This is a genomic window from uncultured Pseudomonas sp. (genome assembly GCF_913777995.1).
GTDB lineage: Bacteria > Pseudomonadota > Gammaproteobacteria > Pseudomonadales > Pseudomonadaceae > Aquipseudomonas.
In genome coordinates this window covers 179,260-203,412 of the sequence record NZ_CAJYVE010000004.1, presented here as the reverse complement: position 1 = coordinate 203,412, position 24,153 = coordinate 179,260, and the positions used below count along the sequence as shown (strand labels likewise).

At 64.3% G+C, this 24,153-nt stretch carries 20 protein-coding genes; 9 read left to right on the top strand and 11 right to left on the bottom strand.

What is annotated here, in order from left to right:
• The first annotated feature begins 227 nt into the window (after window positions 1-227).
• The 5 genes from QZ497_RS01500 (at window position 228) to QZ497_RS01480 (ending at window position 6,531) form a co-directional block, all read left to right on the top strand.
• Window positions 228-1,157 (top strand): IS110 family transposase, encoded by a 930-nt coding sequence (locus QZ497_RS01500; RefSeq protein ID WP_295470456.1) that lies wholly within the window; start codon window positions 228-230, stop codon window positions 1,155-1,157.
• Between the two features lie 286 nt (window positions 1,158-1,443).
• The gene (locus QZ497_RS01495) at window positions 1,444-1,995 is read left to right on the top strand and encodes a fimbrial protein (RefSeq protein WP_295470455.1); all 552 of its coding nucleotides are present in this window, start codon (window positions 1,444-1,446) and stop codon (window positions 1,993-1,995) included.
• 88 nt (window positions 1,996-2,083) lie between these two features.
• Window positions 2,084-2,824 (top strand): molecular chaperone, encoded by a 741-nt coding sequence (locus QZ497_RS01490; RefSeq protein WP_295470454.1) that lies wholly within the window; start codon window positions 2,084-2,086, stop codon window positions 2,822-2,824.
• A 39-nt stretch (window positions 2,825-2,863) separates the two neighbouring features.
• The gene (locus tag QZ497_RS01485; RefSeq protein WP_295470452.1) at window positions 2,864-5,374 is read left to right on the top strand and encodes a fimbria/pilus outer membrane usher protein; all 2,511 of its coding nucleotides are present in this window, start codon (window positions 2,864-2,866) and stop codon (window positions 5,372-5,374) included.
• Window positions 5,375-5,418: 44 nt separating this feature from the next.
• Window positions 5,419-6,531, top strand: coding sequence for a fimbrial protein (locus QZ497_RS01480; protein ID WP_295470450.1), 1,113 nt, complete (start codon window positions 5,419-5,421; stop codon window positions 6,529-6,531).
• A gap of 33 nt (window positions 6,532-6,564) precedes the next feature.
• Here the strand turns inward: QZ497_RS01480 and QZ497_RS01475 are convergent, their stop codons facing one another.
• The 3 genes from QZ497_RS01475 to QZ497_RS01465 form a co-directional block, all read right to left on the bottom strand.
• Entirely contained in the window at window positions 6,565-8,028 is a 1,464-nt protein-coding gene (locus tag QZ497_RS01475) for a hypothetical protein (RefSeq protein ID WP_295470449.1), read from the bottom strand.
• A 142-nt stretch (window positions 8,029-8,170) separates the two neighbouring features.
• Window positions 8,171-10,363, bottom strand: coding sequence for an autotransporter outer membrane beta-barrel domain-containing protein (locus tag QZ497_RS01470; protein WP_295470447.1), 2,193 nt, complete (start codon window positions 10,361-10,363; stop codon window positions 8,171-8,173).
• Window positions 10,364-10,517: 154 nt separating this feature from the next.
• Window positions 10,518-12,515 (bottom strand): hypothetical protein, encoded by a 1,998-nt coding sequence (locus tag QZ497_RS01465; protein WP_295470446.1) that lies wholly within the window; start codon window positions 12,513-12,515, stop codon window positions 10,518-10,520.
• Between the two features lie 300 nt (window positions 12,516-12,815).
• Here QZ497_RS01465 and QZ497_RS01460 point away from each other — a divergent pair, with 300 nt between their 5' ends.
• The 3 genes from QZ497_RS01460 to xopAW all read left to right on the top strand — a co-directional run bounded on the left by QZ497_RS01460 (window position 12,816) and on the right by xopAW (window position 15,474).
• Window positions 12,816-13,565, top strand: a complete 750-nt coding sequence (locus QZ497_RS01460) for a response regulator (protein ID WP_295470444.1) — start codon at window positions 12,816-12,818, stop codon at window positions 13,563-13,565.
• A complete protein-coding gene (locus QZ497_RS01455) occupies window positions 13,562-14,626 on the top strand; it encodes a HAMP domain-containing sensor histidine kinase (RefSeq protein WP_295470443.1) in 1,065 nt (354 codons plus the stop codon). Before QZ497_RS01460 ends, QZ497_RS01455 begins: the two co-directional genes overlap by 4 nt.
• A 107-nt stretch (window positions 14,627-14,733) precedes the next feature.
• Window positions 14,734-15,474, top strand: a complete 741-nt coding sequence (xopAW, locus tag QZ497_RS01450; protein ID WP_295470441.1) for a XopAW family type III secretion system calcium-binding effector — start codon at window positions 14,734-14,736, stop codon at window positions 15,472-15,474.
• Window positions 15,475-15,608: 134 nt separating this feature from the next.
• Here xopAW and QZ497_RS01445 read toward each other — a convergent pair whose 3' ends face one another.
• From QZ497_RS01445 to QZ497_RS01410, 8 genes are all read right to left on the bottom strand, one after another.
• Window positions 15,609-16,658, bottom strand: a complete 1,050-nt coding sequence (locus QZ497_RS01445; RefSeq protein ID WP_295470440.1) for an AI-2E family transporter — start codon at window positions 16,656-16,658, stop codon at window positions 15,609-15,611.
• A gap of 106 nt (window positions 16,659-16,764) precedes the next feature.
• On the bottom strand, window positions 16,765-17,592 hold the full coding sequence (locus QZ497_RS01440) for a DUF4892 domain-containing protein (RefSeq protein WP_295470438.1): 828 nt from the start codon (window positions 17,590-17,592) through the stop codon (window positions 16,765-16,767).
• Between the two features lie 112 nt (window positions 17,593-17,704).
• A complete protein-coding gene (locus QZ497_RS01435) occupies window positions 17,705-18,559 on the bottom strand; it encodes an alpha/beta hydrolase (RefSeq protein WP_295470436.1) in 855 nt (284 codons plus the stop codon).
• Entirely contained in the window at window positions 18,556-19,371 is an 816-nt protein-coding gene (locus QZ497_RS01430) for an alpha/beta hydrolase (RefSeq protein ID WP_295470435.1), read from the bottom strand. Before QZ497_RS01430 ends, QZ497_RS01435 begins: the two co-directional genes overlap by 4 nt.
• Before the next feature lie 126 nt (window positions 19,372-19,497).
• On the bottom strand, window positions 19,498-19,941 hold the full coding sequence (locus QZ497_RS01425) for a hotdog fold thioesterase (RefSeq protein ID WP_295470434.1): 444 nt from the start codon (window positions 19,939-19,941) through the stop codon (window positions 19,498-19,500).
• Between the two features lie 36 nt (window positions 19,942-19,977).
• Window positions 19,978-20,433: a phosphohistidine phosphatase SixA gene (gene sixA / locus QZ497_RS01420; RefSeq protein ID WP_295470433.1), complete on the bottom strand. Its 456-nt coding sequence runs from the start codon at window positions 20,431-20,433 to the stop codon at window positions 19,978-19,980.
• A complete protein-coding gene (locus tag QZ497_RS01415; RefSeq protein ID WP_295470462.1) occupies window positions 20,430-20,720 on the bottom strand; it encodes a DUF4389 domain-containing protein in 291 nt (96 codons plus the stop codon). The genes sixA and QZ497_RS01415 overlap by 4 nt, the downstream gene beginning before the upstream one ends.
• Window positions 20,721-20,800: 80 nt before the next feature.
• A complete protein-coding gene (locus tag QZ497_RS01410) occupies window positions 20,801-21,826 on the bottom strand; it encodes an NAD(P)H-dependent glycerol-3-phosphate dehydrogenase (RefSeq protein ID WP_295470432.1) in 1,026 nt (341 codons plus the stop codon).
• A 292-nt stretch (window positions 21,827-22,118) separates the two neighbouring features.
• Between QZ497_RS01410 and QZ497_RS01405 the strand changes: the two genes are divergently transcribed.
• Entirely contained in the window at window positions 22,119-24,032 is a 1,914-nt protein-coding gene (locus tag QZ497_RS01405) for an ATP-binding protein (protein WP_295470430.1), read from the top strand.
• Window positions 24,033-24,153 lie beyond the last annotated feature (121 nt).

The window sequence follows — 24,153 nt, the reverse complement described above, 5'->3', positions numbered from 1 at the left end:
TTCGCGGCTGAAGCCGCTTGTGTCTTTCGACAGGGTAAAGTCAGAGGTGAGAGGGGTGGATGGCAACTGTTAAGCCGCGGTGCCCTGGAGCACGTGTAGGAGCCCAACTGCCATCCACTCTTTTCACTCTGACTCCAAGCTCGAACAGTTGACTGAGTCCGACCTCGAACAACAAGCGTGAGCCCGTTCAGAGTGACCTCTCGCCCTTAAGCCTAGAGGTTTTTCTTATGACCGCCTACGCCGGAATCGATGTCGCCAAAGATACCCTGCAGATTGCGCTGTATCCCCAGAGCAATAGCTTCTGCACCACCAACACCTCTGAAGGAATCCACCAGCTTATCCAATGGTTAAGTGATAACCGGGTCGAGCAGGTACTGGTTGAGGCCACAGGCGGCTACGAAAGGTTATCGATCAAACTCCTGGCCAAGGCCAGATTCAAGGTCATGCGTATCAATCCGCTGCGTGCTCGCCAGTTCGCTCTGGCGATGGGCAAGCAAGCCAAAACCGACTCGATCGATGCGCAGATGCTGGCCATGTTCGCCCATGCCTTGCGAAAGAAAGAGTTTGTGGTGGTCGATGAAGCGCGCGATAAGTTGACCGAACTGGTGAACCAGCGTGACGCCTTCGTTCAGCAGCGTGATGACAACCGTCGCCGTATTCAACAAGCGCAAGAACCTGAAGTGCAGCAGGCCTATCGGGAGCTCAATGCCAAAATCCAAGAGATGATCAAGGCGGCAGACCGACGCATTGCTGCACAGACTCGACAGGTCGATGGGGCCTTGGTGGACCGCCTGCAAGCGATCAAAGGCATCGGCGCGGTGTCGATCTCCAGCCTGTTTTGCTATCTGCCCGAGCTGGGGGATCTGAGTCGTGGACAGGTGGCGGCCTTGGCAGGAGTGGCGCCTTACAACAACGACAGTGGGACTAAGCGCGGTAACCGGCACATTTACGGCGGACGCGCGAAGCTACGCCGTGCGATGTACATGAGTACCTTGGTGATGGTCCGTTACAACGAGGACTTCAAGAACCGATACGCTCAACTTCGCGCCCGAGGTAAGTGCGCGAAGGTGGCGCTGACGGCGTGCATGCGAGTCCTGCTGGTGAGGTTAAACGCCATGGTGCGAGATGGTGCACCATGGCGAGAGGGTGCAATTTGACCGTTGGTCGATCTTCGGTGAAAGACAGTTGGCTCCTACTCGGCTTGACTGATCAGATCGACCTTAGTCCGTCACACTCATATGAAAATGCGTCGATAAGTTACATCAAATAACGCAGAAAATTCTTACAGACACCGCTGCAAGACGCCGCCTGCCTTCCTCTATGCGTGCAAGACATCTGTGCTTAGCATGCCGCCCCGTCATGACGAAGCATAAAACTTCACCCTTAACTCCATAATTATTTGTTTGGGTCATTAGTGAGCCACCGAACGATAAGGACATTTACGTGAAACAGACTTTCCTCGCACTTTCCCTGGGCGTTTTATCGGCACTGGCCGGCACTTCGGCCATGGCCACTACCGGCACTATCAACTTCGAAGGCAAGATCACCAGCAGCACCTGCCCGATCGAGGTGGTCAACCCCGGTGACGGTTCGGTGGGCAACCTGGTGAAGATGGGCAGTATAGAAGCTTCGCGCTTCACCGCCGTGGGCCAGGAATACAGCGGCAAAAGCTTCGCCCTGCGCCTCACCGACGACGGCAACTGCGGCCTGACCGGCACCGACGACGTCGCCACCGTGACCTTCAATGGCAGCGCGGACACGAGCGGCCAGTATTTCGCGGTGACCCCCACCACAGACGGCGCCAAGGGCGTAGCCATCGTCATCAAGGACAAGACCGGCAGCGTCGTGGCCCCTGGTGCCGAATCGGCCCCCTATGACCTGATCCAGAACGGCAGCACCGACATGGTCTTCAACGCCTACTACCGCTCGCTGGCCGCCACGGTCAGCGCCGGTGCCGCCTCCGCCGACGTGCAGTTCGTCGTCGCCGTCAACTGATAATCCCGTGCCCGCCGCCTGGCTGCCTCCCCCGCGTGGCAGCCAGGCCACGCCCGACACCTCGGTGTCGGGCCTGAGGAAGACACCCATGCCAGGCTTTTTCAAACCCGCTACCGTGCTGCAAGGCGCCTGCCTTGCCATGGCGCTGGCGTTCGCACCGGCCAGCCAGGCCGCCCTGACCCTCAGCACCACCCGTGTCGTCTTCGACGGCGAACGCCGCAGCGCGTCGTTGATCGTCAGCAATCCCAGCAACCGGCCGTTCGCCGTGCAGACCTGGGTCAACACCGCCGCCGATGATGCGGTCACACCGGTGCCTTTCATGCCCTCGCCGGCGCTGTTTCGCCTCGACCCGGGCAAGGAGCAGCAAGTGCAGATCAACGGCCTGCCCCATGACCTGCCAGGCGATCACGAGTCGCTGTTCTACTTCAACGTGCAGGAAATTCCCCAGGCCAGCGGCGACCAGGGCAACCTGCTGAACATCGCCCTGCGCACCCGTATCAAGCTGTTCTATCGGCCCGCCGGATTGCGCGACAACCCGGTGAAGCGCCTGCCAGAGCTGCGCTGGTCTGTCGAGCAGCAGGCCGGCAAAACCCTGCTGGTAGCCCACAACCCAACGCCTTTTCATGTGTCGTTCTCGCGCCTGGAAGTCAGCCAGGGCCAGCAAAACGAACGCGTGAAGAACCCTCGAATGCTGGCGCCACTGCACAGCCAGTCTTACCCGTTGGGCACCCTGAGGCCCGCTGCGGGCCTGAAGGTCACTTGGTCGGCCATCAACGACTATGGCGGGCAGACCAGCCCATTGAGCCAGGACGTTCACGTCTCCCCCTGACGCGGTAACCACCGCGCTTCACACGCAGGACTCTTCATCATGAAGCTTTTACCCGGATGCGGGCACAGGCGCGTACCCGCGTGCCTGCCTGTCGTTCATCCATTCATTCTGGGCAGCAGCGCGCTGCTGCTGGCGACACCCTGCAGCGCCGCGCCGCCCACCGTCGAGTTCCAGTCGTCGTTCATGCGTCAGGCACCTGGCCAGGCCCATGACGCAGGCCTGCAGGCCCTGCAGGCGCTGGCGGCAGGCCAGGACCTGGCGCCGGGCGACTACAAGGTGCAGATCTCCATCAACCGTCGCTACTTCGGCATCCGCGAACTGCGTTTCGATCTCGACCCCAGCGACCAATCGTTGCGCCCCTGCCTGTCCGCCGAACTGCTGGAACAGCTGGGCGTACGGTTGCAAGGCCTGGAACCGCCAGCACTCCAGGGTTGCGTGGACCTGCCCAAGCTGTTGCCGGGCGCCACACTGGACTTCGATACCCGGCAGCTGCAACTGGCCGTATCGGTGCCCCAGATCGCCATGCGCCGCAGCGCCATCGGCGAAGTCGACCCGGCCTTGTGGGACCACGGCATCAACGCCGCCTTCGTCAACTATCAGGTCTCCGCCCAGCAAAGCAGCCACCGGCAGACTGGCCAGCGCAACTCGGACGACCTGTACCTGAATGCCGGCCTCAACCTCGGTGCCTGGCGCCTGCGCAGCAACCACTCGATGCGCCACGACGAACAGGGACGTCGGGACTGGACCCGGGCCTACACCTACCTGCAGCGCGACATGCCGGGCACCCGGGCGACCATGACCCTGGGCGAGACCTTCACCGGCGGCGAGGTGTTCCGCAGCGTACCGATCCGTGGCCTGCTGATACGCTCGGACCTGGAGATGCTTTCCGACAGCCTGCAAGGCTACGCGCCGGTGATTCGCGGCGTGGCGCAGAGCCGCGCCAAACTGGAGGTGCTGCAGAACGGCTACCCCATCTACTCCACCTACGTGAGCGCCGGCCCGTACGCGATCGATGACTTGACCACCGCCGGCAGCGGCGAACTGGAAATCGTACTCACTGAAGAAGATGGCCAGGTACGCCGCTTCACCCAGCCCTACTCGACCATCAACAACCTGCTGCGCGAAGGGGTATGGCAGTACAGCGGCGCGATTGGCCGTTACCACACGCTCTACGACAGCGAAACGCCGCTGCTCTGGCAAGGCACGCTGAGCGTCGGCCTGGGCTGGAACGCCACGCTCTATGGCGGGTTGCTGGCCAGCGACGGCTACCGTGCAACCGCCCTGGGGCTGGCCAGGGACCTGGGGGCCCTGGGCGGGGCGGCCTTCGACGTGACGCGTTCCGAGGCGGATATCCTCACCGCAGACACCCGCGCCGTGCAGGGGCTCAGCTATGCATTGAAGTACGGTAAGGCGTTCACCAGCGGCACCCATCTGCGTTTTGCTGGCTACCGCTACTCCACCGAGGGCTACCGGGACTTCGACGAAGCCATCAGCCAGCGCAGCACTCGCACCCGCTGGCGGGGTAGCCGCCGTAGCCGCCTGGAAGCCTCCGTACACCAGAAGATCGGCAACCACAGCAGCCTGAGCCTGACCTTTTCGCACCAGGACTACTGGGGCAGCGACCATGAGCAACGCCAGTACCAGCTCAATTTCAGCACCCGCCACGCCAACGTGACCTACAACCTGCATGCCTCGCAGTCACTGAGCAACGCGCGCAACAGGGCCGACCGCCAGCTCGGGCTGAGCATCTCGATGCCGCTGGACTGGAAGCACGCGAGCAACGCCACCTTCGACCTGCTGCATCAGGGCGACCGCCAGAGCCAACGGGTGAGCCTGGGCGGCAGCCTGGACCGCAACCGCCTGAGCTACCGGGTAGGCGTGAACCACGAATCCGAGCAGGGCCAGGTCGGCAGCCTGTCGGTGGGCTATCAGGCCCCCTTTGCCAGTGTCGGCGCAGGGGTCGCGCAAGGTCACGATTACCGCAGCGTCTCGCTCAACGCCAGCGGCGCCGTGCTGCTGCACGCTGGCGGTGTCGAGCTGGGCACCAGCCTGGGCGAAACCAATGCCCTGGTCGAGGTGCCGGGGATCGAAGGCGTCGGCGTGCAGAACGCCATCGGTGCACGCACCAGCCAGCACGGCTATGCCCTGGTGCCTTACCTGCGGCCCTACCGCTTCAATGCCGTGACGCTGGAAACCGACGACCTGGGCCCGGAAGTCGAAATCGACAACGGCACCACCCAGGTCGTGCCCAGCCGCGGTGCGGTGGTCAAGGCGCGCTTCGCCGCCCGCAAGGTCAGCCGCCTGATGCTCACCGCGCGCAGCGTGGACGGTCGTCCATTGCCCTTCGGAGCCCAGGTGACCGACCGCCATGGCGAGGTGCTGGGGACCGTGGGCCAGGCCGGCCAGGTGTTGCTGGCCACCCGGCCTGAAGCCCAGACGCTGCAGGTCAGCTGGGGCGAGAGCAGCGCCCCGCAGTGCCGGCTGTCCATCGACCCGTCGACCATGCCACAGCGCCAGGGCTACCGAATGCAGGAGGTCACGTGCGACTGACCCGCCGGCCTCCTTCCCACCCGCCGTCATCCGGAAACGACACCATGACCCCCTTCCGTCCTCGCGCCTTGCCCTGGCTGGCCGCCGCGGTCTGCCTGCAGGCCAGCTCGGCACTGGCCGACAACTATTGCTACTGGCAAATGCCCGCCGGGCCAACCATGCTCTCCTTCGTGCAGAACATCGGAACCCTGTACGTGCCCCGCGACGCACCGGTCGGCACCGTGATCGGCCAGCCCCTGCGCCCCGCGTTCATCCAGCACCCCGGCCCGCACCGGCCCATGTGTTTCTACAAGGACATGAACGGCGGCAATCTGTGGTTCCATGCCCAGGCGTCGGTGCCCATCCATCCGTCACCCTTGCCACCGATCGGCGGCGAGGACACCACGGGCAAGATTCTGCAAACGTCCATCCCTGGCGTCGGCGCGATGATCAGGCTGGGTACCCCCCACCACAGCACCCTGGCCATCAATGCCTTCGTAGCCGATGACGGACGCCCGTTCGTGCCCTTCACGGGCACCCGCCGACCGCACCGCAACCCACTCGAACTCGACATCGAGCTGTACTACATTCGCCCCACGGTGACCCTGGTCAAGACCGGCACGATCCCGACCGGGCCGAACACGCTGACCGGCAGCGAGCTGTTTGGCGGCTATGTGCAGGACCTGGGCAAAGTGTTCCAGTACGGAATGACGGGCACGGTGATCCAGGCGCAGTGCAGTGTCAGCGCCAACCCGGTCAGCGCCGACCCGGTGATGCTCGGGGAATGGGACAGTGCGGACTTCACCGGGCCTGGCCACACCACCCCGGTGGTGCCGTTCAGCATCAACCTGAGCAATTGTGAAACCGACCCTGGCGGCCCGGTCACCACCGCGCACCTGCGCCTCGACGGCCTCAACGGCTCGCAGCCGGTGGGCCCGACCAGCAATGGCGTGTTCAGCCTGACCACCGACTCTGGCGCACAAGGTGTGGGCATCCAGATTCTCAAGGCCGATGGCATCACCCCCATGGAACTGGCAACCGAGGTGCCGATGACCACCCTCACCCCCGGTGACATGGCGCTGCACTTCAATGCCCGCTTCTACCAGACCGAAGCCAGCCGGGACGTAAGGCCCGGCCTGGCCAAGGGTGCGCTGAGTTTCACCCTCACTTACCAGTGAGGCCACGGCCTGCCGGTGCGACCCGGCAGGCCGTCAGGCGCGCAGCGTCGCATTGGCGGTGCCAAAAGCCTGCCAAGTCGTCCCGTTGTCAAAGCTCACCGAAGCCTTGATCTCCAGCGGGCTGCCAACCTTGAAACGCCGCAGCTCCGTGCTGGACAGCTTGCCGGCGGGAAACACCTCGACCGCTGCGTCGACCGGCTGCCTCACCAACACCTCGATGCTGAGCATCTGCCCGGCCTGATCCAGCCCATTGACCTTGAGGTTGACGAGCTGCCCGCTGGCCATGAACGACCAGCGCTGCAGCGAGAAATGCGCCTGGCCACCGCTGGCATCCACGGCAGCGATACTGATCTCGCCAGCGTGGATGGCGTCGCACTGCACCGTCGGCAGGCCATTCAGGCCGCCAACCTTGAGGTTCGATTTGCTCGAACCCTGCGGGTCGTCCACACCTGTTTCGACCACCTCGTAATACACAGGCACGTTGATGTGGCCGATATGTGGCGAAATATGCGCGACAGGCACCCGATACTCGCGCGAGCCAGGCGCGGTCTCGGTGTCGCCGCGCCAACTGCCCAATTCGCCGGGCTGCGCCCACTGCATGAACACCTGATCGGTCTCGTAGAGCACGGCATCGGGGGGAATCACCAGCGTCACACCGTTGATGCCATTGAGCGGGTCAAGGAGCCAATTGCTGCCGCTGCCGGCCGCTTCCTTGATTCGCGGGGCAGGAAGTCTACGCGGTGGCTTGTGCGCGGCAACCGTCAGGACTGTGGCTTGAGCCTGTCGGCTGGCGTTGCCGGCGCGATCCTCGATCTTATAGCTGGCGTAGCGCTGGCCATCGCCACGATCACGGATCAGCTGGCCTTCGAACACCACCTTGATAGGCTGGCCGATGTCATCGCGGGTCAGGGTGCAGCGACCGGCCAGATCAGCCGAGGTAGCCCCTGCCCCCCAGTACCAGCTCAGCACATCACCGGGGGCGGCTACCTGATACGCAGGGAGCGTGCCCTGCAAGCGGTCGTCGTGGCCAAGCAGGTACTGCCAGTCGACGGTCGCCGTATCGAACACCAGGCGCTCGTTGACATTGAGCACCGGCGGGGTCAGGTCGATGGTCACGGGCGTCCTGCCCGACTGCGCCACACTGCCGCTGGGCTGGGTCAGCTCGTACCAGACCTGATGCTCGCCCTGCACCAGATGGAGCACCGGCACGGTGAAGTAGCGATCCTGGTCAGGTATGGCATCGGGATGATCGTCGCTGTGCCATTCGCGCTGCTCGACCAGCTGAGTGGTGACACCGGAGGTCCAGAACAACTTGAGGAGGGTCTTCTGCCCCGGAATGGGCAAGTGTTCCCACGCCGGTACTTCGACCGGCAATGGGACATAGGTCGCGGCGGTTGGCAACAGGTGGGTCTGGTCCCACTGGGGGTCGTCGGGCAGCAAGCCCTCGACCACGGGACCGGGCAGCTCGCGGGGTTGTATCGCAGGGGCGTTGCTCATGCTGGACTCTCCCTGAACAGGGTGTCGAGCGCCAGGCTCGACACCGGTGGTCTGAGTCCATTTAACTCAACACCCGCCGGGGGCGACACTGGTAGAACTGAGCGGCCCGCGATGAGCGCCGCCGCTTGGCGGTGCGAACCCGCTACCAGTTGTAACGAGCCCCCAGGCTGGCCCCCCAAGGCTGTTCGATTCGCTCGCCGTGGCTGAAGGCGAAGTCGGCGTAGACCTGCCAGGTGTCGGAGAACGAGGCCGCCGCGCCGAAACCCAGTTCGCCGCGTGACCCGGACAGGTCGTTGTTGAAACGGTTGTCGTTGACCCGCACCTGGTTGTCATCGGCGAACTCGTGAGCCCACGCCGCTCTGACATAAGGCTGCAGCACCCGCCCCTGACCCAGGTCGAAGTTGCGCCCGGCGGTTGCCCCTAGCTTGCCTAGCAGGGAACGGGTCTGTTCGCCCTCGGCGTACATGCCGTTATCCAGGCGATAGTCCTTGCTGCCCATGACCAGACCCGACAGTTGGGCGAAGGGTTCGAGAAAATAACCGTTATCCAGCTTCAGGTGCCGACCCAGTTCCAGCGAGGCGCCCAGGCCGTTATTGCTGTAGTCGCCGTTGCTCCGCTGCCCATCGCTCAGGGCCACCTCGGCCTTGTTACGCATGCGGTTGAACTTCAGTACGCCATCGAAATACCAGCCACTGGCCTCGTCCAGCCAGGTGGCATAGGCACCGGCGTAGTAGCTGTCGACCTTGCCGTTGGTTGCCCGTCCCAGGTCGAGGTCGGAGTGGCTGTAGCCGGCCATCACCCCGGCCAACCACTGCCCGTCGCCGTAGGCCAGCGGCGTATCGACGCCCAGGCTCAGGCCCTGCATCGACTGGCGATAGCCAAGGCCGGCGCTGTGCTCGACGTCGTAGCGGCTGCCATAGCCACGCATCCAGCCGCCGGCATTGCCGGGATTCAGACGCAGCTCGCCCATCCGCGTGCGCAGGCTGGCCAGTTCGCCATACCAGACCGTCGGCGCGGCATTGAACAGGGCCAGGACGGTTCGGGTGCCCGGGCTGATGGTTTTGGATTCGGTGTCCAGATACCAGTCGTTGTCGCCGCGCTTGACCAGGTCGTACGACCAGGTGCCGAGATCCACCGGCCCCCCCAGCAGGCTGAACTGCGCGTCCCCACCGCCGATATGCACCATGTGCAGGCTGGCTTCGCCCGAGAGATCCCGGCCACTGGCAGTGACTGCCAACTGGTGGCTGCCGCTGGCGTTGCCGGTGACCTCGAGGAAATCGTGCAGGCCGTCGGTGAAGTCGGCCTTCATGGCGAAGGTGCCATTGCCGGAGAGCTGGCCCACCGAGAGCGTATAGAAGGACCGCGGCTGGCCCTGTTCGCCGAAACGCACCGTGCCGTTGTCCAGGCTCAGATTGGCCACCTGGCCATCACCCGCCATGATCCATTGCGCCTGGCTGTTGACCGTCAGGCGCTCGACATTCTTGAGGTTACCGGTGAGGCTGGCGTTGTTCTGCAGCGTCAAGTGAGCCACGGCGCCTGGCTCGGCCACGACATCCCCGCGCAACTGGCTGTTGTCTACGCTCATGTCGGCCTGTGCAGTGCCGATCACTTCCAGCAGCACCCCATTGGCGCCCTTCAGGGTGGAACCGTTGTTGACCAGGATCTCGGCCGTGCTGTCGGGCAGCCCGTAGTCACCCACCAGAATGGCTGAGCCGTGGGTGCCTTCTACGCTGGAGCCGTCGAGGATCAGCCGGTTGGGGGATGCCAGGTCGCTGCCGGGGTTGATGCCCACGCCAACGCCACCGCTGACCGTGGTGTTCTGCAGGCGGGCCTGGCCATTGCCCATTTGCAGGCCCTGGGTGCCACCGCTGATCTGGCTGTCACGTGCGCTGAAGTCGGCCCCGGTTCCCACCTGGACGCCGATGACACCCCCTTCGATGCGGCTGCCCTGCACGCTGGCCGTCGAACCACCGGGAATCCCGGCGATGCTGCCCAGGCTCAGACCCAGCGTAGCGCCGTAAATACGACTGCCAGTCACGTTCGCGTTAGCGTTACGCAGCTGTACGCCAGTGCCGTTGGCGGAAGCGACATCGGAATCCTCCAGCACCAGGCCGCTGGTGGGATCAACGACGATCGCCAGGGTGCTGGCCCCCTGGGCCGTCAAGGTGGCGCCGTTGATGACGCGATAATCCTGAACAGGGTCGCTTTGAGTGATGGTTCTATCGGCGGGAACAAACTCGGCACGTACCTGGTGCCCGATCAACAGCAACGGCAACAATGCAACGGGTCTTAGCCTGTAAAGCGGACGATACAAGTTGCCAGGCAAGTCATACATACGGGCGTCTCCAGCCACTCAACGAAAGGGCGGCAAGACTAAGAAGATGCCCTTTCATTATCCATAAGACTATTCAACATTTCCCGTAGGAATCCTCCTACAACAACCTGGCAACTTGAAGTGCATTTCATCGGCTGCGCTTTTTATATAACGTTCAGGGTATTTCCGGGATCGCCGTCAGATCGCAAGTTTGTCCAGGCGCATCGAGATCCTGCAAGCCAACAATCTTCAACTCGAACTTCGACTCCACCTCTTTGTTATTAACGGTCAACTTGTAAGTCACTTTGGCATAGCCCCAGCCGTTGGCCGTGTCTGTATGCGCGGGCAGGATGTAATCGACGTAGGGCTGCACGAACCATGGCAGGCCACTGGTCTCGGCACCTGCAGGAATGGTCAGGGTCGCGACCAATTCGCTGCCCGACACCTCGGTGGTCTGATCGGCCTCCAACAGCACCCAACGTAGTTCGACCGACTCGCCCGCCACCAGATAGGCGGATGCCGGCACCGCGACCCGATAGCCGATGGCAGCATCTGCCGCACGTTGGCGCAGGGACTGGCAGTTCAGCAACAGGTTGCCGCTGCCTGGGTCAGACAGGTCCGGGAAGGTCGGCGCTGGCAGCTCCACCGGCACGGCCTCGACCTGTACCAAAGTGTCCTTCGAGCGCTGCTCATTGACAAAGTCGGCATGGCTGATGCTGTAGAACACCGGCACTACGCCCGATTGACCGGCCTCGATTTCACTCCACAGTACGTTGAATTCGATAGGGTCTCCTGCTGTCTCGCTGCCGTCGAGAGTACGCGAATCGGCCAGTGGCACACCGTTCCAGTACACCGTGATGACCTCTCCCGCGCCAGGGGGATCGTAGAGCGTGAGGCTGGCCGTGGCATTCTTGCCGGCATCGGCTGGCGTCAGGTGGTTGGGCGTGCCCGAGTCGCCGGTCACCACCAGCGGTGGCAGCCTCCCGTTGATCGGGTCAGGCTCATCCGGGTTGACCGGACCGGGATAGGCCAGGTTCACATCGACCGTGATGCCGTCACCAGCAGGTAACGGAAACGGCGTGGTGCCACGCCTGACCAGGTAAGTCACCGGCACCGACTGGGTGTCTGGGGCGTTGGTGTATTCGTCACGCAGGTGCGCCCAGCTTAACGGGACAACCACCGGAAACGGCGGAAAGCCCTCGCCCACTCGCTTGGGCGTCAACAGCGCACTACCCCAGCGCACGATCACATCATCATCCGGATGGTAGGCGTCAAAGGCGGGAATCTCCACGGTCACCCCAAGGCGCGCATCGGCCAGGTCGATCAGCCCATCGCTGGCCAGGGGCACCACCGGCGAGCGCAGATTGACGGGTAATGGCCCCCTGGCCACCTGGACAGTCTGCACACGCGAGGGGCGGCTGCGGTTGCCGGCCTTGTCGAACAGTTCATAGGCCACGTAATGATCGCCCGACGCGAAACGCTCGATCAGTGCACGCTCGATGAACACCCGGTTATCGAGCGCAAGCAACTGAACGATATCAGGCACGATGGGCTGGTCGGCCGGCGGTACGGTATCGGACCAGACCACAGCCACCTTGACGAACTCACGCTTGTCTTCGACGAAGTCCGGCACGCTCAGCCAAATGCCGCCGTCCGCGTCCAGCTGCGTATCGACAACCGGTGGGATCGGCACCACGGCCGGGGGATCCTCGGCGCCGTAAGGTGGGGTACGGTCCAGGGTGACCGGCTGGTCAGGGGAGTAGTCGAACTGCCCGGAGTTCCAGCTGCGTACGCCATAACGAAATTGGAAAGTGCCTTCCCGGCCATTGAAGTAGCGTGGATCGATACTTTGCAGCAGAGGAAAGGCCTCACTGATGGGGTGGGTGAATTGCTGGCTCCATAGAGGCGAATAGACGGGGTCATCGGGCAGCCGCCACTCCAGAACCAGCTCATCGCTAAGGCCGGGAGGTGGATTGTTGATTCGCCAGTCCGGGACCTTGACCTTGATAGGCGCCGACAACGCCGAAACCGGCAACAGTCCGTCTGCGTCACCGGCAATCGCATCGGGAAATTCCGCCAGCGCCAAGTCATTTCTAGCGCCGTTACGCTCGGCCCGCTGCCGGATGTAAGCCTGTCTTGCCTGGTCCGCACTCTGCTTGCGGTTCGGGTCCATGGCGGAGTCCTCCCTGTCTGTGCCATTGGATTCACGGCTGACCGGCGAGCCGGCACCGCGCTGTACGCCAGTTAACCGCCCAGGCCTGCGCCCGGCCACTGCCAGACTTGCCAGCTTGACAAGCCGACCAGGCCCGACCGGCAGCGCACCGGGCAATTTGTGTCAAACCTGATACATTGGCGACATGCCCACGACATTCACCGCCCGCAAGCTTGCGCAGCGCTTACTGGCGATATGACAGCCAGCGACTCGTTCACGATTCGCCGCCCGCCCTGGCGGCCCCTCAGGCAACAAAGGCCCATGCAAGCATTCACCGACAGCCCCGCCGACGACTCGACCCCAGAACAACGCTGGATCACCCGCGCCTTGATCGTCGATGACGACGTGGCGATCCGTGAACTGCTCTGCGATTACCTGGCGCGCTTCAATATCCAGGCGCGTGGCGTAACCGACGGTGTGCAGATGCGCCAGGCCCTGGCCGAGGGCAACTTCGACGTGGTGGTGCTCGACCTCATGCTGCCCGGCGAGGACGGCCTGTCGCTGTGCCGCTGGCTGCGCAGCACCTCGGACGTGCCGATCCTGATGCTCACCGCGCGCTGCGAGCCCACCGACCGCATCATCGGCCTGGAACTGGGCGCCGATGACTACATGGCCAAGCCCTTCGAGCCTCGCGAACTGGTCGCACGCATCCAGACCGTGCTGCGCCGGGTACGCGACGACCGCAGCGACCAACGCACCACCATCCGCTTCGATGCCTGGCGGCTGAACAGCGTGCTGCGCCAGCTGATCGCCCCGGATGGCCTGGTGGTGCCGCTGTCCAACGCCGAATTCCGCCTGCTGCGGGTGTTCCTCGAACGCCCGCATCGGGTACTGAGTCGTGAGCAGCTGCTCGACGCCGCCCGCGGACGCTCCATCGAGGCCTTCGACCGCAGCATCGACCTGCTGGTCTCGCGCCTGCGCCAGAAGCTCGGCGACGACCCGAAGAATCCGCAACTGATCAAGACCGTGCGCGGCGAAGGCTACCTGTTCGATGCACGGGAGCTGGCGTGATCCGCGCCGCCGACACCCTCTTCGCACGGCTGTTCGGCGGGGCGCTGGCGGCCATCGTGCTGGCCCACCTGTTGGCCTTTGCCTGGTTCACCTACTACGGACAGCAGCCACCCCCTCGCCACGAGCCGCCGCCCCATTTCCAGGCTCAAGAAGCGCACGGGCCGCCGTTTGACCACCGGCCGCCGGCCCCGGGTGAACGCCCCAGGCCGCCGCTGCTCGGGGGGCCGATCGTGCCGCTGGTCTTCCAGTTGATCACCCTGGTCGTCGCCGCCTGGTACGGCGCCAAGGCGCTGGCCAACCCGGTGCAGCGTCTCAGCGAAGCCGCCGAGAGACTCTCGGAGAACCTCGACAGCCCGCCGCTGACCATCACCGGTCCGCGCGAAGCCCGCCAGGCCGCACAGACCTTCAACCTGATGCAGCAGAAGATTCGCGACCAGCTGCAGCAGCGCGGGCGCATGCTTGCGGCGGTCTCCCACGACTTGCGTACCCCCCTCGCCCGTCTGAAACTGCGCGTCGAACAGATTGCCGATGCGCGCCTGCACGACCAGATGAGCCAGGACCTCAACGATATGATCGGCATGATCGATGCGACCCTGAGCTACTTCAACCAGAACCGCCAGAGCGAGGCCATGCAGCAGTTCGATGTGCAGGCCCTGATCGAATCCTTGGCCGAGAACGCTCAGGACAACGGCGACGATGTGACCTACCAGGGAATCTGCCGCCCCCTCAAGACCCAGCCCATGGCGCTGCGCTCGTGCCTGCACAACCTGATCGACAATGCCTTGCGCTATGCCGGCAGCGCCCATGTGGACATCCTGGAAGAGGTCGGACAAGTGCGTATCGCGGTGATCGATCATGGGCCTGGTATCACCGCGCACTTCCACGAGGCGGTGTTCGAGCCCTTCTACCGCCTGGAAGGCTCGCGCAATCGCAACTCGGGAGGGGTCGGCATGGGCATGACCATCGCCCGCGACGCGGCACGACGGATGGGCGGAGATCTGAAACTCGCTGAAACGCCAGGCGGCGGCCTGACCGCGATCCTGCACTTGCCCCGGGCCTGATGTAACACCGCCGATACACAGGCCACATCCCGGCGACAACTGAACCGCTGAAGCTGGCAGCGCCGATGGAAAACCGTCGGCGTCCAACCCTTCAGGGAGTCAGCCCGATGATCAATGGAATCAGTAGCGGTTATTCCAGCTATACCAGCAGCACCCTCGCCAGCACTCAGAGCAAGCGCTTCCAGGAAACGCTGTTGAGCAAACTGGATGCCGATGAAGATGGCAGTGTCAGCCAGGAAGAGCTCAGCTCTGCACTGAGCAGCGACAGCAAGGACGGTATCACCGTCAGCCTGAGCCAGGCGTTCAGTTCGCTGGACAGCGACGATGACGATAACCTGAGCGCCGAGGAACTCGCCGCCTTCGCCCCACCGGCGCCACCGAAGGAAGGCTTCGACGCCTCGGCGCTGGCTGAAGACCTGCTGGGCGCGCTGGACAGCGACAGCGACGGCGCGATCAGCAACGACGAGCTGACCACCGGCCTGAGCGCCGCCGGCAGCAGCGCGGACAGCAGTAAAGTGTTCGATGCGCTGGACACCAATAAGGATGGCAGTGTCAGCGTCGAAGAACTCACTGCTGCACTGCAGCCGCAGCAACCGCCTGGCGGCATGCCACCTGCCCCTCCACAAGGCCAGGCGAGCAGCAGCTTGGGCAGCGAAGGCCTGTTCAGTGCCCTGGACACTGACGATGAAAGCAGCGCCAGCGAGCTGAGCCAGGCTGATAACGCTCAGACCCGCAACGCCAACCCGATGAGCGCACAAGCCCTGAACCGGATGATCGCCGCCCTGGGCGAGCGCTATGACACCGAGGGTTCGCAGAAGGCCGGCCGCTACCTGAATACCGCGGCCTGAGCCGCGGCATTCGAAGCTTGCCTTCCCCTGTAGAAGCGGCTTTAGCCGCGAAAGCGCCAGGAAATTCACCGCAACTGCTGTGAACATCAGGCGCTTCGCGGCTGAAGCCGCTCCTACTGAAAGCCTAAAGAAGCTCAGACGCGAGACGGACGCCGTGCCTCCTCCACCCAGTTGGTCAGCAGGCTGTAGGCCACCGCCAGCAAGGTCGGGCCGATGAACAGGCCGATGAAACCAAAGGCAAGCAGGCCACCAAACACTCCGAGCAGCACGATGACCAGTGGCAGGTTGCCGCCGCGGCTGATCAGGTAAGGCTTGAGCACGTTGTCCACGCCACTGATGACGAAGGTTCCCCACAGGCCCATGAACACCGCCATGCCGTACTCGCCCTGCCAGACCAGCCAGGCGGTGGCGGGAATCCACACCAGCGGCGGCCCCATGGGGATCAGGCTGAACAGGAAAGTCAGAATGCCCAGTACCAGCGCACCGGGAATGCCGGCGATGAGAAAGCCGATCAGCGCCAGCAGCGCTTGGGCCGCTGCGGTACCGATCACTCCATTGACGACCCGCTGTACCGTGCCGGCCACCAGGTCGAGGTACTCCTGGGCACGATCGCCGATCAAGCGCTCCAGCAGGCGCAGCACGAAGGCTGCCAGGCGCGGCCCGTCGCGGTAGAAGAAGAACGCGAAGACGATGCTCAGGCTCAGTTCGAGAATGCCGCCGCCGATCTGTGCACTGCGCGCCAGCAACCAGTTGCCGACCTGGCCCAGGTAAGGCTTGACCGCCGCCATCATCGCCGCGCCCTGCTCGTCGATGGTGTTCCAGAAACCCACCAGGCGCTCGCCCACCAGGGGCAGACCGGCCAGCCACTGGGGCGGGTCCGGCAGGCCGTCGACCTGCACATCACGAATGAAATTGGTGGCATCACGAACGTGATCGGCGAGGTTGAAACCCAACCATACCAAGGGGGCGGCCACCAGAATCAGCCAGCCCAGACACATCAGCGTCGCCGCCACGCTTTCCCGCCCCCGGCACAGGCGGGTCAACAGGCGCATAAGCGGCCAGCTGGCGAAGGCCAGCACCGCGCCCCAGACCAGTGCCGACCAGAACGGCGCCATCACCCAGAAGCACGCCCCCAGCAAGGCCAGCAGCAGAATCTGCACCAGCAGACGGTCGTTATTGAGCATCAAGGCACCCGTTTACGAGTAGGGAAAGACTGAAGGCCCGAGCATAGCGGGCCGGCAGTATCGCCGTCTGCACTGACGTGCGGTCGAGGCAGGTTCAGGGGCAAGGCTAGCGGATTACCTCGAGGCGCAGGCCAGGCTTCTGTGCCTCGGCCACTTCGAGGCGAGCGGCACGCACGCCCTTGGCGATCAGGGCCTCGCGCCAGGCCTCGGCGTGGGCGCCCGCAAGCGTGACCCGCAACGAGCTGTCGAGGTTGAGTCCGCGGGCCAGGGCCATCACCCAGTTATCCTGCGGATCGCCCTTGAGCCGCGCCAGCTCCAGACTGCCGCTGCTGCGCAGTTGGCGCATCAGGGTCGCGGCGGTCGGCAGCAGGTCACCCAGCGGTGCCTGCGCGGCCAGCTGCTCGACATGCAGGTAAGCCCGCCGGTTGCCACGGGTGATGGCGTATAACGCGACCAGGGTGTCCTGCTCAGGCTCGGCCAGGCGCAGCAGCAGATAAGCTTGGCGCTCGTCGGCGCCATACAGCCGCGCGTTGCCGAATACCTGATTGGCCCACAGGCTGCTTTCACCACAGTCGCGGGCCTGGCACCAGAACAGCAATTCGGCACTGCGTGCCTGCAGCGCCTGGCGAGCGGCCTCGAACGCGTCATTGGAGGTGTGGCCGGGAGGCAGTTCGTAGGTCACCGACTGCAGTTGCCCGCGCGCCAGAACCTGGCCGTCGTAGCGTACCTGCCCGCTGATCTTGCGGATCGAACCCAACGGATAGGTACGCTCCTGCTCGGCCGGTGCGCGGTAGTCGACGATCTCGGTATCCAGGGGCCGGGGCACGATATCCAGGTCGCGGCTGCCGGCAACGTCAGCGGCCTGCAGCGTGGTCGGCAGCGACAGGCACAAAGGCAGAAGAAAGGCGCTGAACCCGCGCACTGCGCTCTTCATGGGCAGGCCCGCACAAGAGCGCTATGGAGGCGGAGGGTCGGCGAAGCGGGTTGGTCCATCATGTCTGGCTCCTTTGCAAACCCGCTCAGCCTCGGCAGTTGCCCGGCGCAAGTCAAGAATCGGCGAACAATCGATTGAAACAGTGTGCGACAGCGCAGGCACCGACCTCGTCATCCAGATGCAGGTGATGGCCGCCTGGCAGTTGGCAGACCTCCAGGGGCAGGCCGTCGAGTTGCTCCAGGCGCGGCGCCAGCAGGCCATCCTCGGCCACCACCAGCAGGCCCGGGCACGACAGGCGCCGCACGAAGGCCATGGCCTGCGGCAGGGTGAAACGTACCGGAGTGGGCAGGGTCAGCCGACTGTCGCTACGCCAGGTGTAACCGCCTGGCACCGGCATCAATCCGCGCTGGGCCAGCAGCTCGGCGGCTTCGCGGCTGACCGCCAGCCGCCCGCTCATGCGCGCCAGCACAGCCCGTTCGCAATCACCGTAGACGGGCTTTTTCTTGTCGGCCAGGGCCAGTTGCGCCAGCAACGCCTCACCCAGCCGGGCGGGCGCATCGGTGGCCTCGTCGGTAAGCGGTAGCAGCCCGTCGATGAGCGCCAGGCGTGTGACTTTGTCTGGCACAGCCCCGGCCAGCAGCACGGCAATGATGGCGCCCAGCGAATGGCCGAGCAGGGAGAAGCGCTGCCAACCCAGTTGCCTGGCCACCTGCAATACGTCTTGCACGTAGTCGGGCAGGCTGTAGCCCGTACCGGGTGGACGGTGCCCGGAATGACCATGTCCGGCCAGGTCCAGGGCCACGATGCGCAGGCCCTGCAGTTGCGGAGCCAACCGCGCGAAGCTGTTGGCGTTATCCAGCCAGCCATGCAGGGCGATCACCGGCTGGCCGTCTTCAGGACCATACAGATGCGCCGCCAGCTCGATATGCCCCAGGTCGATGCGCACCTCTTCCACGCGGGTGTTCATGGGCGACGCTCTGCGTGCATGCCCGCCCCCTGGCTCCAACGCTCGAACAGCGTCTTGAGCAGGGCGGCGGTCTCCAGCGGGTGTTCGAGTGGAAACATGTGTCCTCCCAGCATCGACAGGTACTCGCCACGTCGCAAACGCCTGGCCTGCAGGCCATGATGCGGCATCACCACCCTGCTCTGCCGGCCACGGACCATGGCCAGCGGCACGTCCAGAAGCCTGGCGGGCCTTGGGCTGGCGTGGGGAATGCTGCGATAGATGCTGATTTCCGTGGCCGGGTCGAAACGCAGCCTGAAGGTTTCGCCCTCCTGGCGCAGGCCGTGCTGCAAGTAGGCTTCCAGGCACTCGGGATCAAAGCGCCGGAACAGCTGCTTGCTGGCGAAATAGTCCCTGGCCGCATCCAGGCTTTCGAAGGCTTCGCGACGCCCCAGGGTGCGCCCGGCCGGGGTGATGCGATCGATGAACCCCAGGCGCTTGGCCAGGCGGATCAGCCACTGGTCAGTGAGGCCCAGCACCGGAGAGTCGAGCATCACCACCCCGCGATACAACTCGGGACACCGCAGCGCGGCATGCAGATGCAGCAGGCCGCCCAGCGAATGGCCCACACCCCACACCGGCTGGCCCCGTTCGCGCAGGTGGTGGAGCAGTTCGTCGACCAGGTTCAACCAGTTGTCGTTGACCGGAAATCGCGGGTCGTGGGCATGCTGCTCCAGGTGCTCGACGCTGAACTCCGGCGCCAGCGCCGCGAACAGCTTGCCGTAGGTGCCCGAGGGAAAGCCGTTGGCGTGGGCGAAGAACACCGGTTGCGACATGTCTGCGCGCTCTATGGCAATACGATGATCATGATTCTGCGCAGCGGCCCCAGCGCGGGCAATGACCGGAACCGCCATCACACACGACACTCCGGCCATGCCTGTCGCGCAGAACACGGCGCCGGTTCAGCGCGCAGGTGGTTCCTGGCCATGCGGCACCACGGCGACGGTCAGCCGCGAAATGCAGCACAGCTTGCCCTCGTCGTTGCTGATGCGGATATCCCAGACATGGGTGGTGCGGCCGATGTGTACCGGGCGCACCACACCCGTGACGCGACCGCTGCGCACGCCGCGCACATGGTTGGCGTTGACTTCCAGCCCCACGCAGAAGAACTTCGTGGGGTCGATGACCAGGTAGCTGGCCATCGACCCCAGGGACTCGGCCAACACCACCGAAGCCCCGCCATGCAACAGGCCGAACGGCTGGTGGGTGCGCGGGTCGACCACCATGCTCGCGGTCAGCGTGTCGTCGTCGAAGGATTCGAAACGGATGTCCAGCATGGCGGCGATGGTCTTGGCACCGGCCGCGTTGATTGCATCGATCTGCGGAGTTTCACGCCATAGGGTCATGGTCGGTCCTTGATAGTGTTATTGGCGGTTTTGCCGTTATACGTGGCGAATGCCCTGCAGGCGCAGGCTGCCGGCCAGCAGGAAATCGCCCTCCAGCTCTGCCAGGCTGGCCGTGCCCATGGGCGCCGCATCCTGCACGCTGCCATGCGCGAGCAGGCCCACCAGACAACCCACCAACGGCTGGTGGCTGACCAGCAGCACCTCGTCCAGACCCAGCGCTTCGAGCTGGGCCAACGCCTCCGCCGGTGGGCTGTCCGGGGTCAACCAGTTCACCGTGAGCCGGGGGATATCGACAGCCAGTACCTGCTGGACTTCGTCGGCGGTCTGCTGTGCACGCACATAAGGGCTGACCAGGATGCGCTGCAGCGACCGGCCCTGCAGGTGCCGGGCGCTGCAGCGCGCCTGCTCGCGGCCTTCGGTGGTCAGCTCACGCTCGGCGTCGCTACGTGCCTGGTTCTGCGCCTGCCCGTGGCGCAGGATCCACAGCTTCATAGCTTGGGTTCCTCGTCACGCACCGGGTGGGCGGCGGGCGGCACCTCGTGCGGCGCCTCGCCTTGCGGGGCGCGCGGCGTCGGCCAGTCGGCGAACGGCCAGGGCTTCTGGTCGGTATGGAAGGTGCCGAAACGACCGATATGGGCGAGGAACTGGCTCAGGCTGTCGCCGAAGCTCATCAGACTGGCGCTGGGGGCGCCGTAGAACAGCCGGTAGCCCAGTTGCAGCAGGACTACGCCGGCAAGGACGATTTCCGCCAGTTGCCAGACCACCAGGAACACCAGCATCCAGACGATGCGCAGGACAATGGATTCGTGCCGCTTGAGATTGGAGTCGCTCAAGACCTTCTCCCTGATCGATGAGGGCTTCAGTTGAAGCCGGTGGTAGAAATGAAATCGACGTCGGTCTTGGGTTCGCCACGCATCAGCGCCTCGATGACCTGCGCCAGGGTGCGCCCCTCAAAGAGGATCGCATGCAGACCGGCCACCAGCGGCATGTAGACCTTGACCTCCTGCGACTTGGCCTTGAGCACCTTGAGGGTATTGACCCCTTCGGCCACTTCACCCAGGCGGCTGACAGCTTCGTCGAGACTCAGGCCCTGCCCCAGAGCGTAGCCCACCTGGTAGTTACGGCTCTTGGGCGATGAGCAGGTGACGATCAGGTCACCGACTCCGGCCAGGCCCAGGAACGTCATGGGGTTGGCCCCCTGACTGACCGCGAAGCGGGTCATTTCCGCCAGGGCGCGGGTGATCAGCATGCTTTTGGTGTTCTCGCCCATGCCCAAGGCCACCGCCATGCCGGCGACGATGGCGTAGACGTTCTTCAAGGCGCCGCCCAACTCCACGCCGAAACGATCGTTGCTGGCATAGACTCGGAACGTCGGGCCATGCAGCGCGGCCTGGACCTTCTGGCACAGCGCCTCGTCCTCGCTGGCGACCACGGTGGCGGTCAGCGCGTGCTCGGCGATCTCGCGGGCCAGATTCGGCCCGGACAACACGCCGATGCGGGCTTTGGGGGCAATTTCTTCGAGGATCTGGCTCATCAGCTTGAAGCTCTGCGCCTCGATACCTTTGGTGAGGCTGACCAGCATCTTGCCTGCCAGGCGCTCGACATGCTCGGCCAGTACGGCGCGCAGCGCACTGGAAGGCAAGGCGACGAAAAGCAGTTCACAATCGTCGAGGGTCGCGGTGAGGTCGGTGACCGGCTCGACCCCCGGCAGCACCTTGATGCCCTTGAGGTAGCGCGGATTCTCGCGATTCACGCGGATCGCCTCGGCCTGCTCGGGATCACGCATCCACTGGCGTACCGGGTGGCCGTTGGCGGCCAGCAGATTTGCGATGGCGGTGCCGAAGCTGCCGCCACCAAGGACCGCTACAGGTTGCAGTGTGCTCATATACCCATCCATCCGGGGCCATTCGTTCTGGCGACGAGGCATTATACGGTCATGGCAAGGCTCTGTAATGCCGCCTTGCGGCACGGCATGGCAGTCTGCCCATGAAATGCCAGGCAATCTTGGTTAACATGCGCCGCAAAACATGGACAGGCCGCCACCGCGCCCCATGCTCCCGGACGCACATCGACAGGCCTGGCCAAGATCGTCCCGCCCGGGGTCACAGGTCGGTGCCGACAAGGCAAGGGTAGATGTACGCTTCAGAGGCTTTACAGACGCAGCAGGGGTTCATGCCATGAGGCTGCGCCATTGGGACATTCATACACGCACCCAGTTCATCAGCCTCGGCCCGGCGCTGTTGCTGACGCTGGCGCTGACCGCATTCTTTACCTTCGTGCGCCTGCAGGACCTGCGCGAGGAAATCAACCACACCGGCCAGCTCATCGCCAACCAGCTGGCGCCTGCCGCCGAACGCGGCGTGATCACCGATGACGAGGAGTCCCTCAAGGCGCTGATGCGCGCGACCCTGTCGATGCCCAGCGTGCAGTACGTGGAGATCCAGGACAGCAGCAACATGCCGCTGACCTACGTCGAGCAGCCGCCCGACCGGACCCAGCCCGGCCGCCAGCTGGATATTTTCCAGGCGCCCATCCAGGCCAGCGCGCACAGCGCCGGAGCCATGGACCCGCGCCGCTATTCCGCCAACGGTGCGGGCTACCTGGGCCGCGTACTGGTCGGCATGTCCAGCGACACCTTCAATCAGCGTCAGCAGGAAATCCTCCTCAAGGCCGGCCTGCTGGCGTTCATCGCCCTGCTGTTCACCTTCCTGCTGGCCCGGCGCCTGGCGCGCAGCCTGTCGCGACCGGTGAGCGAAATGGGCGAGGCGCTCAAGGCCATGCAGAAAGGTGACTACCACACGCCCCTGCCGGTCATCGACGATGCCGAGCTGGGCGCCCTGGCCCGGCACATCAACAACCTGGCGGCCAATCTGGAAAAGGCCAGCCAGGAACAGCAGCACTCCATGGCGCAATTGATTCAGACCCGCGAGCAGGCCGAGCAGGCCAGCAAGGCGAAATCGGACTTCCTGGCGATGATGAGCCATGAACTGCGCACCCCCATGAACGGCGTGCTGGGTATGCTGCAACTGATGGGCACCACCTCGATGACCGTCGAGCAGGCCGAATACGCCGCCCTGGCCACCGAATCCACCGAGCACCTGCTCAAGGTCATCAACGACATCCTCGATTTCTCGCGTATCGAACGCGACGCCTTGCAGCTCGAGGGCATTGCCTTCAACCTCGCCGAACTCATCGTCGCCTCGACCCAGGCCTTCAACCCCACCGCCCAGCAGCGCAAGCTGTCACTGGAACTCGACCTGCAGGAAGGCCTGGAACGCCTGGACGCGATCGGTGACCCGACGCGGATCCGGCAGATCCTGGTCAACCTGATCGGCAACGCGCTGAAGTTCACCGAAGTCGGCGGCGTCAAGGTGCGTGCCGGCTGGGTCGCGACGGACGATGAGCAGGTCATGCTCACCTGCGCGGTGCAGGACACCGGCATCGGCATCCGTGCCGAGTGCCTGGAGTCGATGTTCGAAGCCTTCCAGCAGGCTGACAGTTCGATTTCTCGGCGTTATGGCGGCACCGGCCTGGGCCTGCCGATCGCCAGGACCCTGGCGGAGCGCATGGGCGGCGACCTGCAGGCGCGTAGCGAGGAAGGCGTGGGCTCGGTGTTCACCCTCACCCTGCCATTGCGCCGAGCCTTGCCAGCGGTGGCGGACAATGCAGTGGCCGATACCGACAGCGAAGAGGCCGTCGGCGAGCGCTGCGTGCTGTTGGTCGAGGACAACCCGGTCAACAGCACCGTGGTCAAGGCCATGCTCAAATCGCTGGGCCTGCGTGTCGAAGTCGCCGTCAACGGTGCCGAAGCCGTGCAGATGGCGCGCTCAGGCCACTATGCGCTGATTCTCATGGACTGCCGACTGCCGGTGCTGGACGGCTACGAGGCCACTCGCCAGATTCGCCAGATCGAGGGCCTGGAACGCCTGCCGATCATCGCCCTGACTGCCAACGCCCTGCAGGGTGACCGTGATGCCTGCCTGCAGGCCGGCATGACCGATTACCTGGCAAAGCCCTTCAAGCAGGCCGATCTGCAGCAGGTTTTACGCCGTTGGCTGGCCTTTCGGGCACCTGTGACTGGCGAGAAATGAGAATTTCCGGCAGTCTTGGCAGTCTGTTCATGAACGGGTCACGGTCGGACGACGAATTTCAGTGTACAGGTGTACATTCATTTCATCGCCACTGTGACTTTCATTACAACGCAACAGTCTA

Bases quoted from the DNA above. Each gene is read 5' to 3' on its own strand.
- QZ497_RS01500 (WP_295470456.1), top strand. From the start codon at position 228: ATGACCGCCTACGCCGGAATCGATGTCGCCAAAGATACCCTGCAGATT.
- QZ497_RS01490 (WP_295470454.1), top strand. From the start codon at position 2,084: ATGCCAGGCTTTTTCAAACCCGCTACCGTGCTGCAAGGCGCCTGCCTT.
- QZ497_RS01485 (WP_295470452.1), top strand. From the start codon at position 2,864: ATGAAGCTTTTACCCGGATGCGGGCACAGGCGCGTACCCGCGTGCCTG.
- QZ497_RS01480 (WP_295470450.1), top strand. From the start codon at position 5,419: ATGACCCCCTTCCGTCCTCGCGCCTTGCCCTGGCTGGCCGCCGCGGTC.
- QZ497_RS01475 (WP_295470449.1), bottom strand. From the start codon at position 8,028: ATGAGCAACGCCCCTGCGATACAACCCCGCGAGCTGCCCGGTCCCGTG.
- QZ497_RS01470 (WP_295470447.1), bottom strand. From the start codon at position 10,363: ATGTATGACTTGCCTGGCAACTTGTATCGTCCGCTTTACAGGCTAAGA.
- QZ497_RS01465 (WP_295470446.1), bottom strand. From the start codon at position 12,515: ATGGACCCGAACCGCAAGCAGAGTGCGGACCAGGCAAGACAGGCTTAC.
- QZ497_RS01460 (WP_295470444.1), top strand. From the start codon at position 12,816: ATGCAAGCATTCACCGACAGCCCCGCCGACGACTCGACCCCAGAACAA.
- xopAW (WP_295470441.1), top strand. From the start codon at position 14,734: ATGATCAATGGAATCAGTAGCGGTTATTCCAGCTATACCAGCAGCACC.
- QZ497_RS01445 (WP_295470440.1), bottom strand. From the start codon at position 16,658: ATGCTCAATAACGACCGTCTGCTGGTGCAGATTCTGCTGCTGGCCTTG.
- QZ497_RS01440 (WP_295470438.1), bottom strand. From the start codon at position 17,592: ATGAAGAGCGCAGTGCGCGGGTTCAGCGCCTTTCTTCTGCCTTTGTGC.
- QZ497_RS01435 (WP_295470436.1), bottom strand. From the start codon at position 18,559: ATGAACACCCGCGTGGAAGAGGTGCGCATCGACCTGGGGCATATCGAG.
- QZ497_RS01430 (WP_295470435.1), bottom strand. From the start codon at position 19,371: ATGTCGCAACCGGTGTTCTTCGCCCACGCCAACGGCTTTCCCTCGGGC.
- QZ497_RS01425 (WP_295470434.1), bottom strand. From the start codon at position 19,941: ATGACCCTATGGCGTGAAACTCCGCAGATCGATGCAATCAACGCGGCC.
- sixA (WP_295470433.1), bottom strand. From the start codon at position 20,433: ATGAAGCTGTGGATCCTGCGCCACGGGCAGGCGCAGAACCAGGCACGT.
- QZ497_RS01415 (WP_295470462.1), bottom strand. From the start codon at position 20,720: ATGCTGGTGTTCCTGGTGGTCTGGCAACTGGCGGAAATCGTCCTTGCC.
- QZ497_RS01410 (WP_295470432.1), bottom strand. From the start codon at position 21,826: ATGAGCACACTGCAACCTGTAGCGGTCCTTGGTGGCGGCAGCTTCGGC.
- QZ497_RS01405 (WP_295470430.1), top strand. From the start codon at position 22,119: ATGAGGCTGCGCCATTGGGACATTCATACACGCACCCAGTTCATCAGC.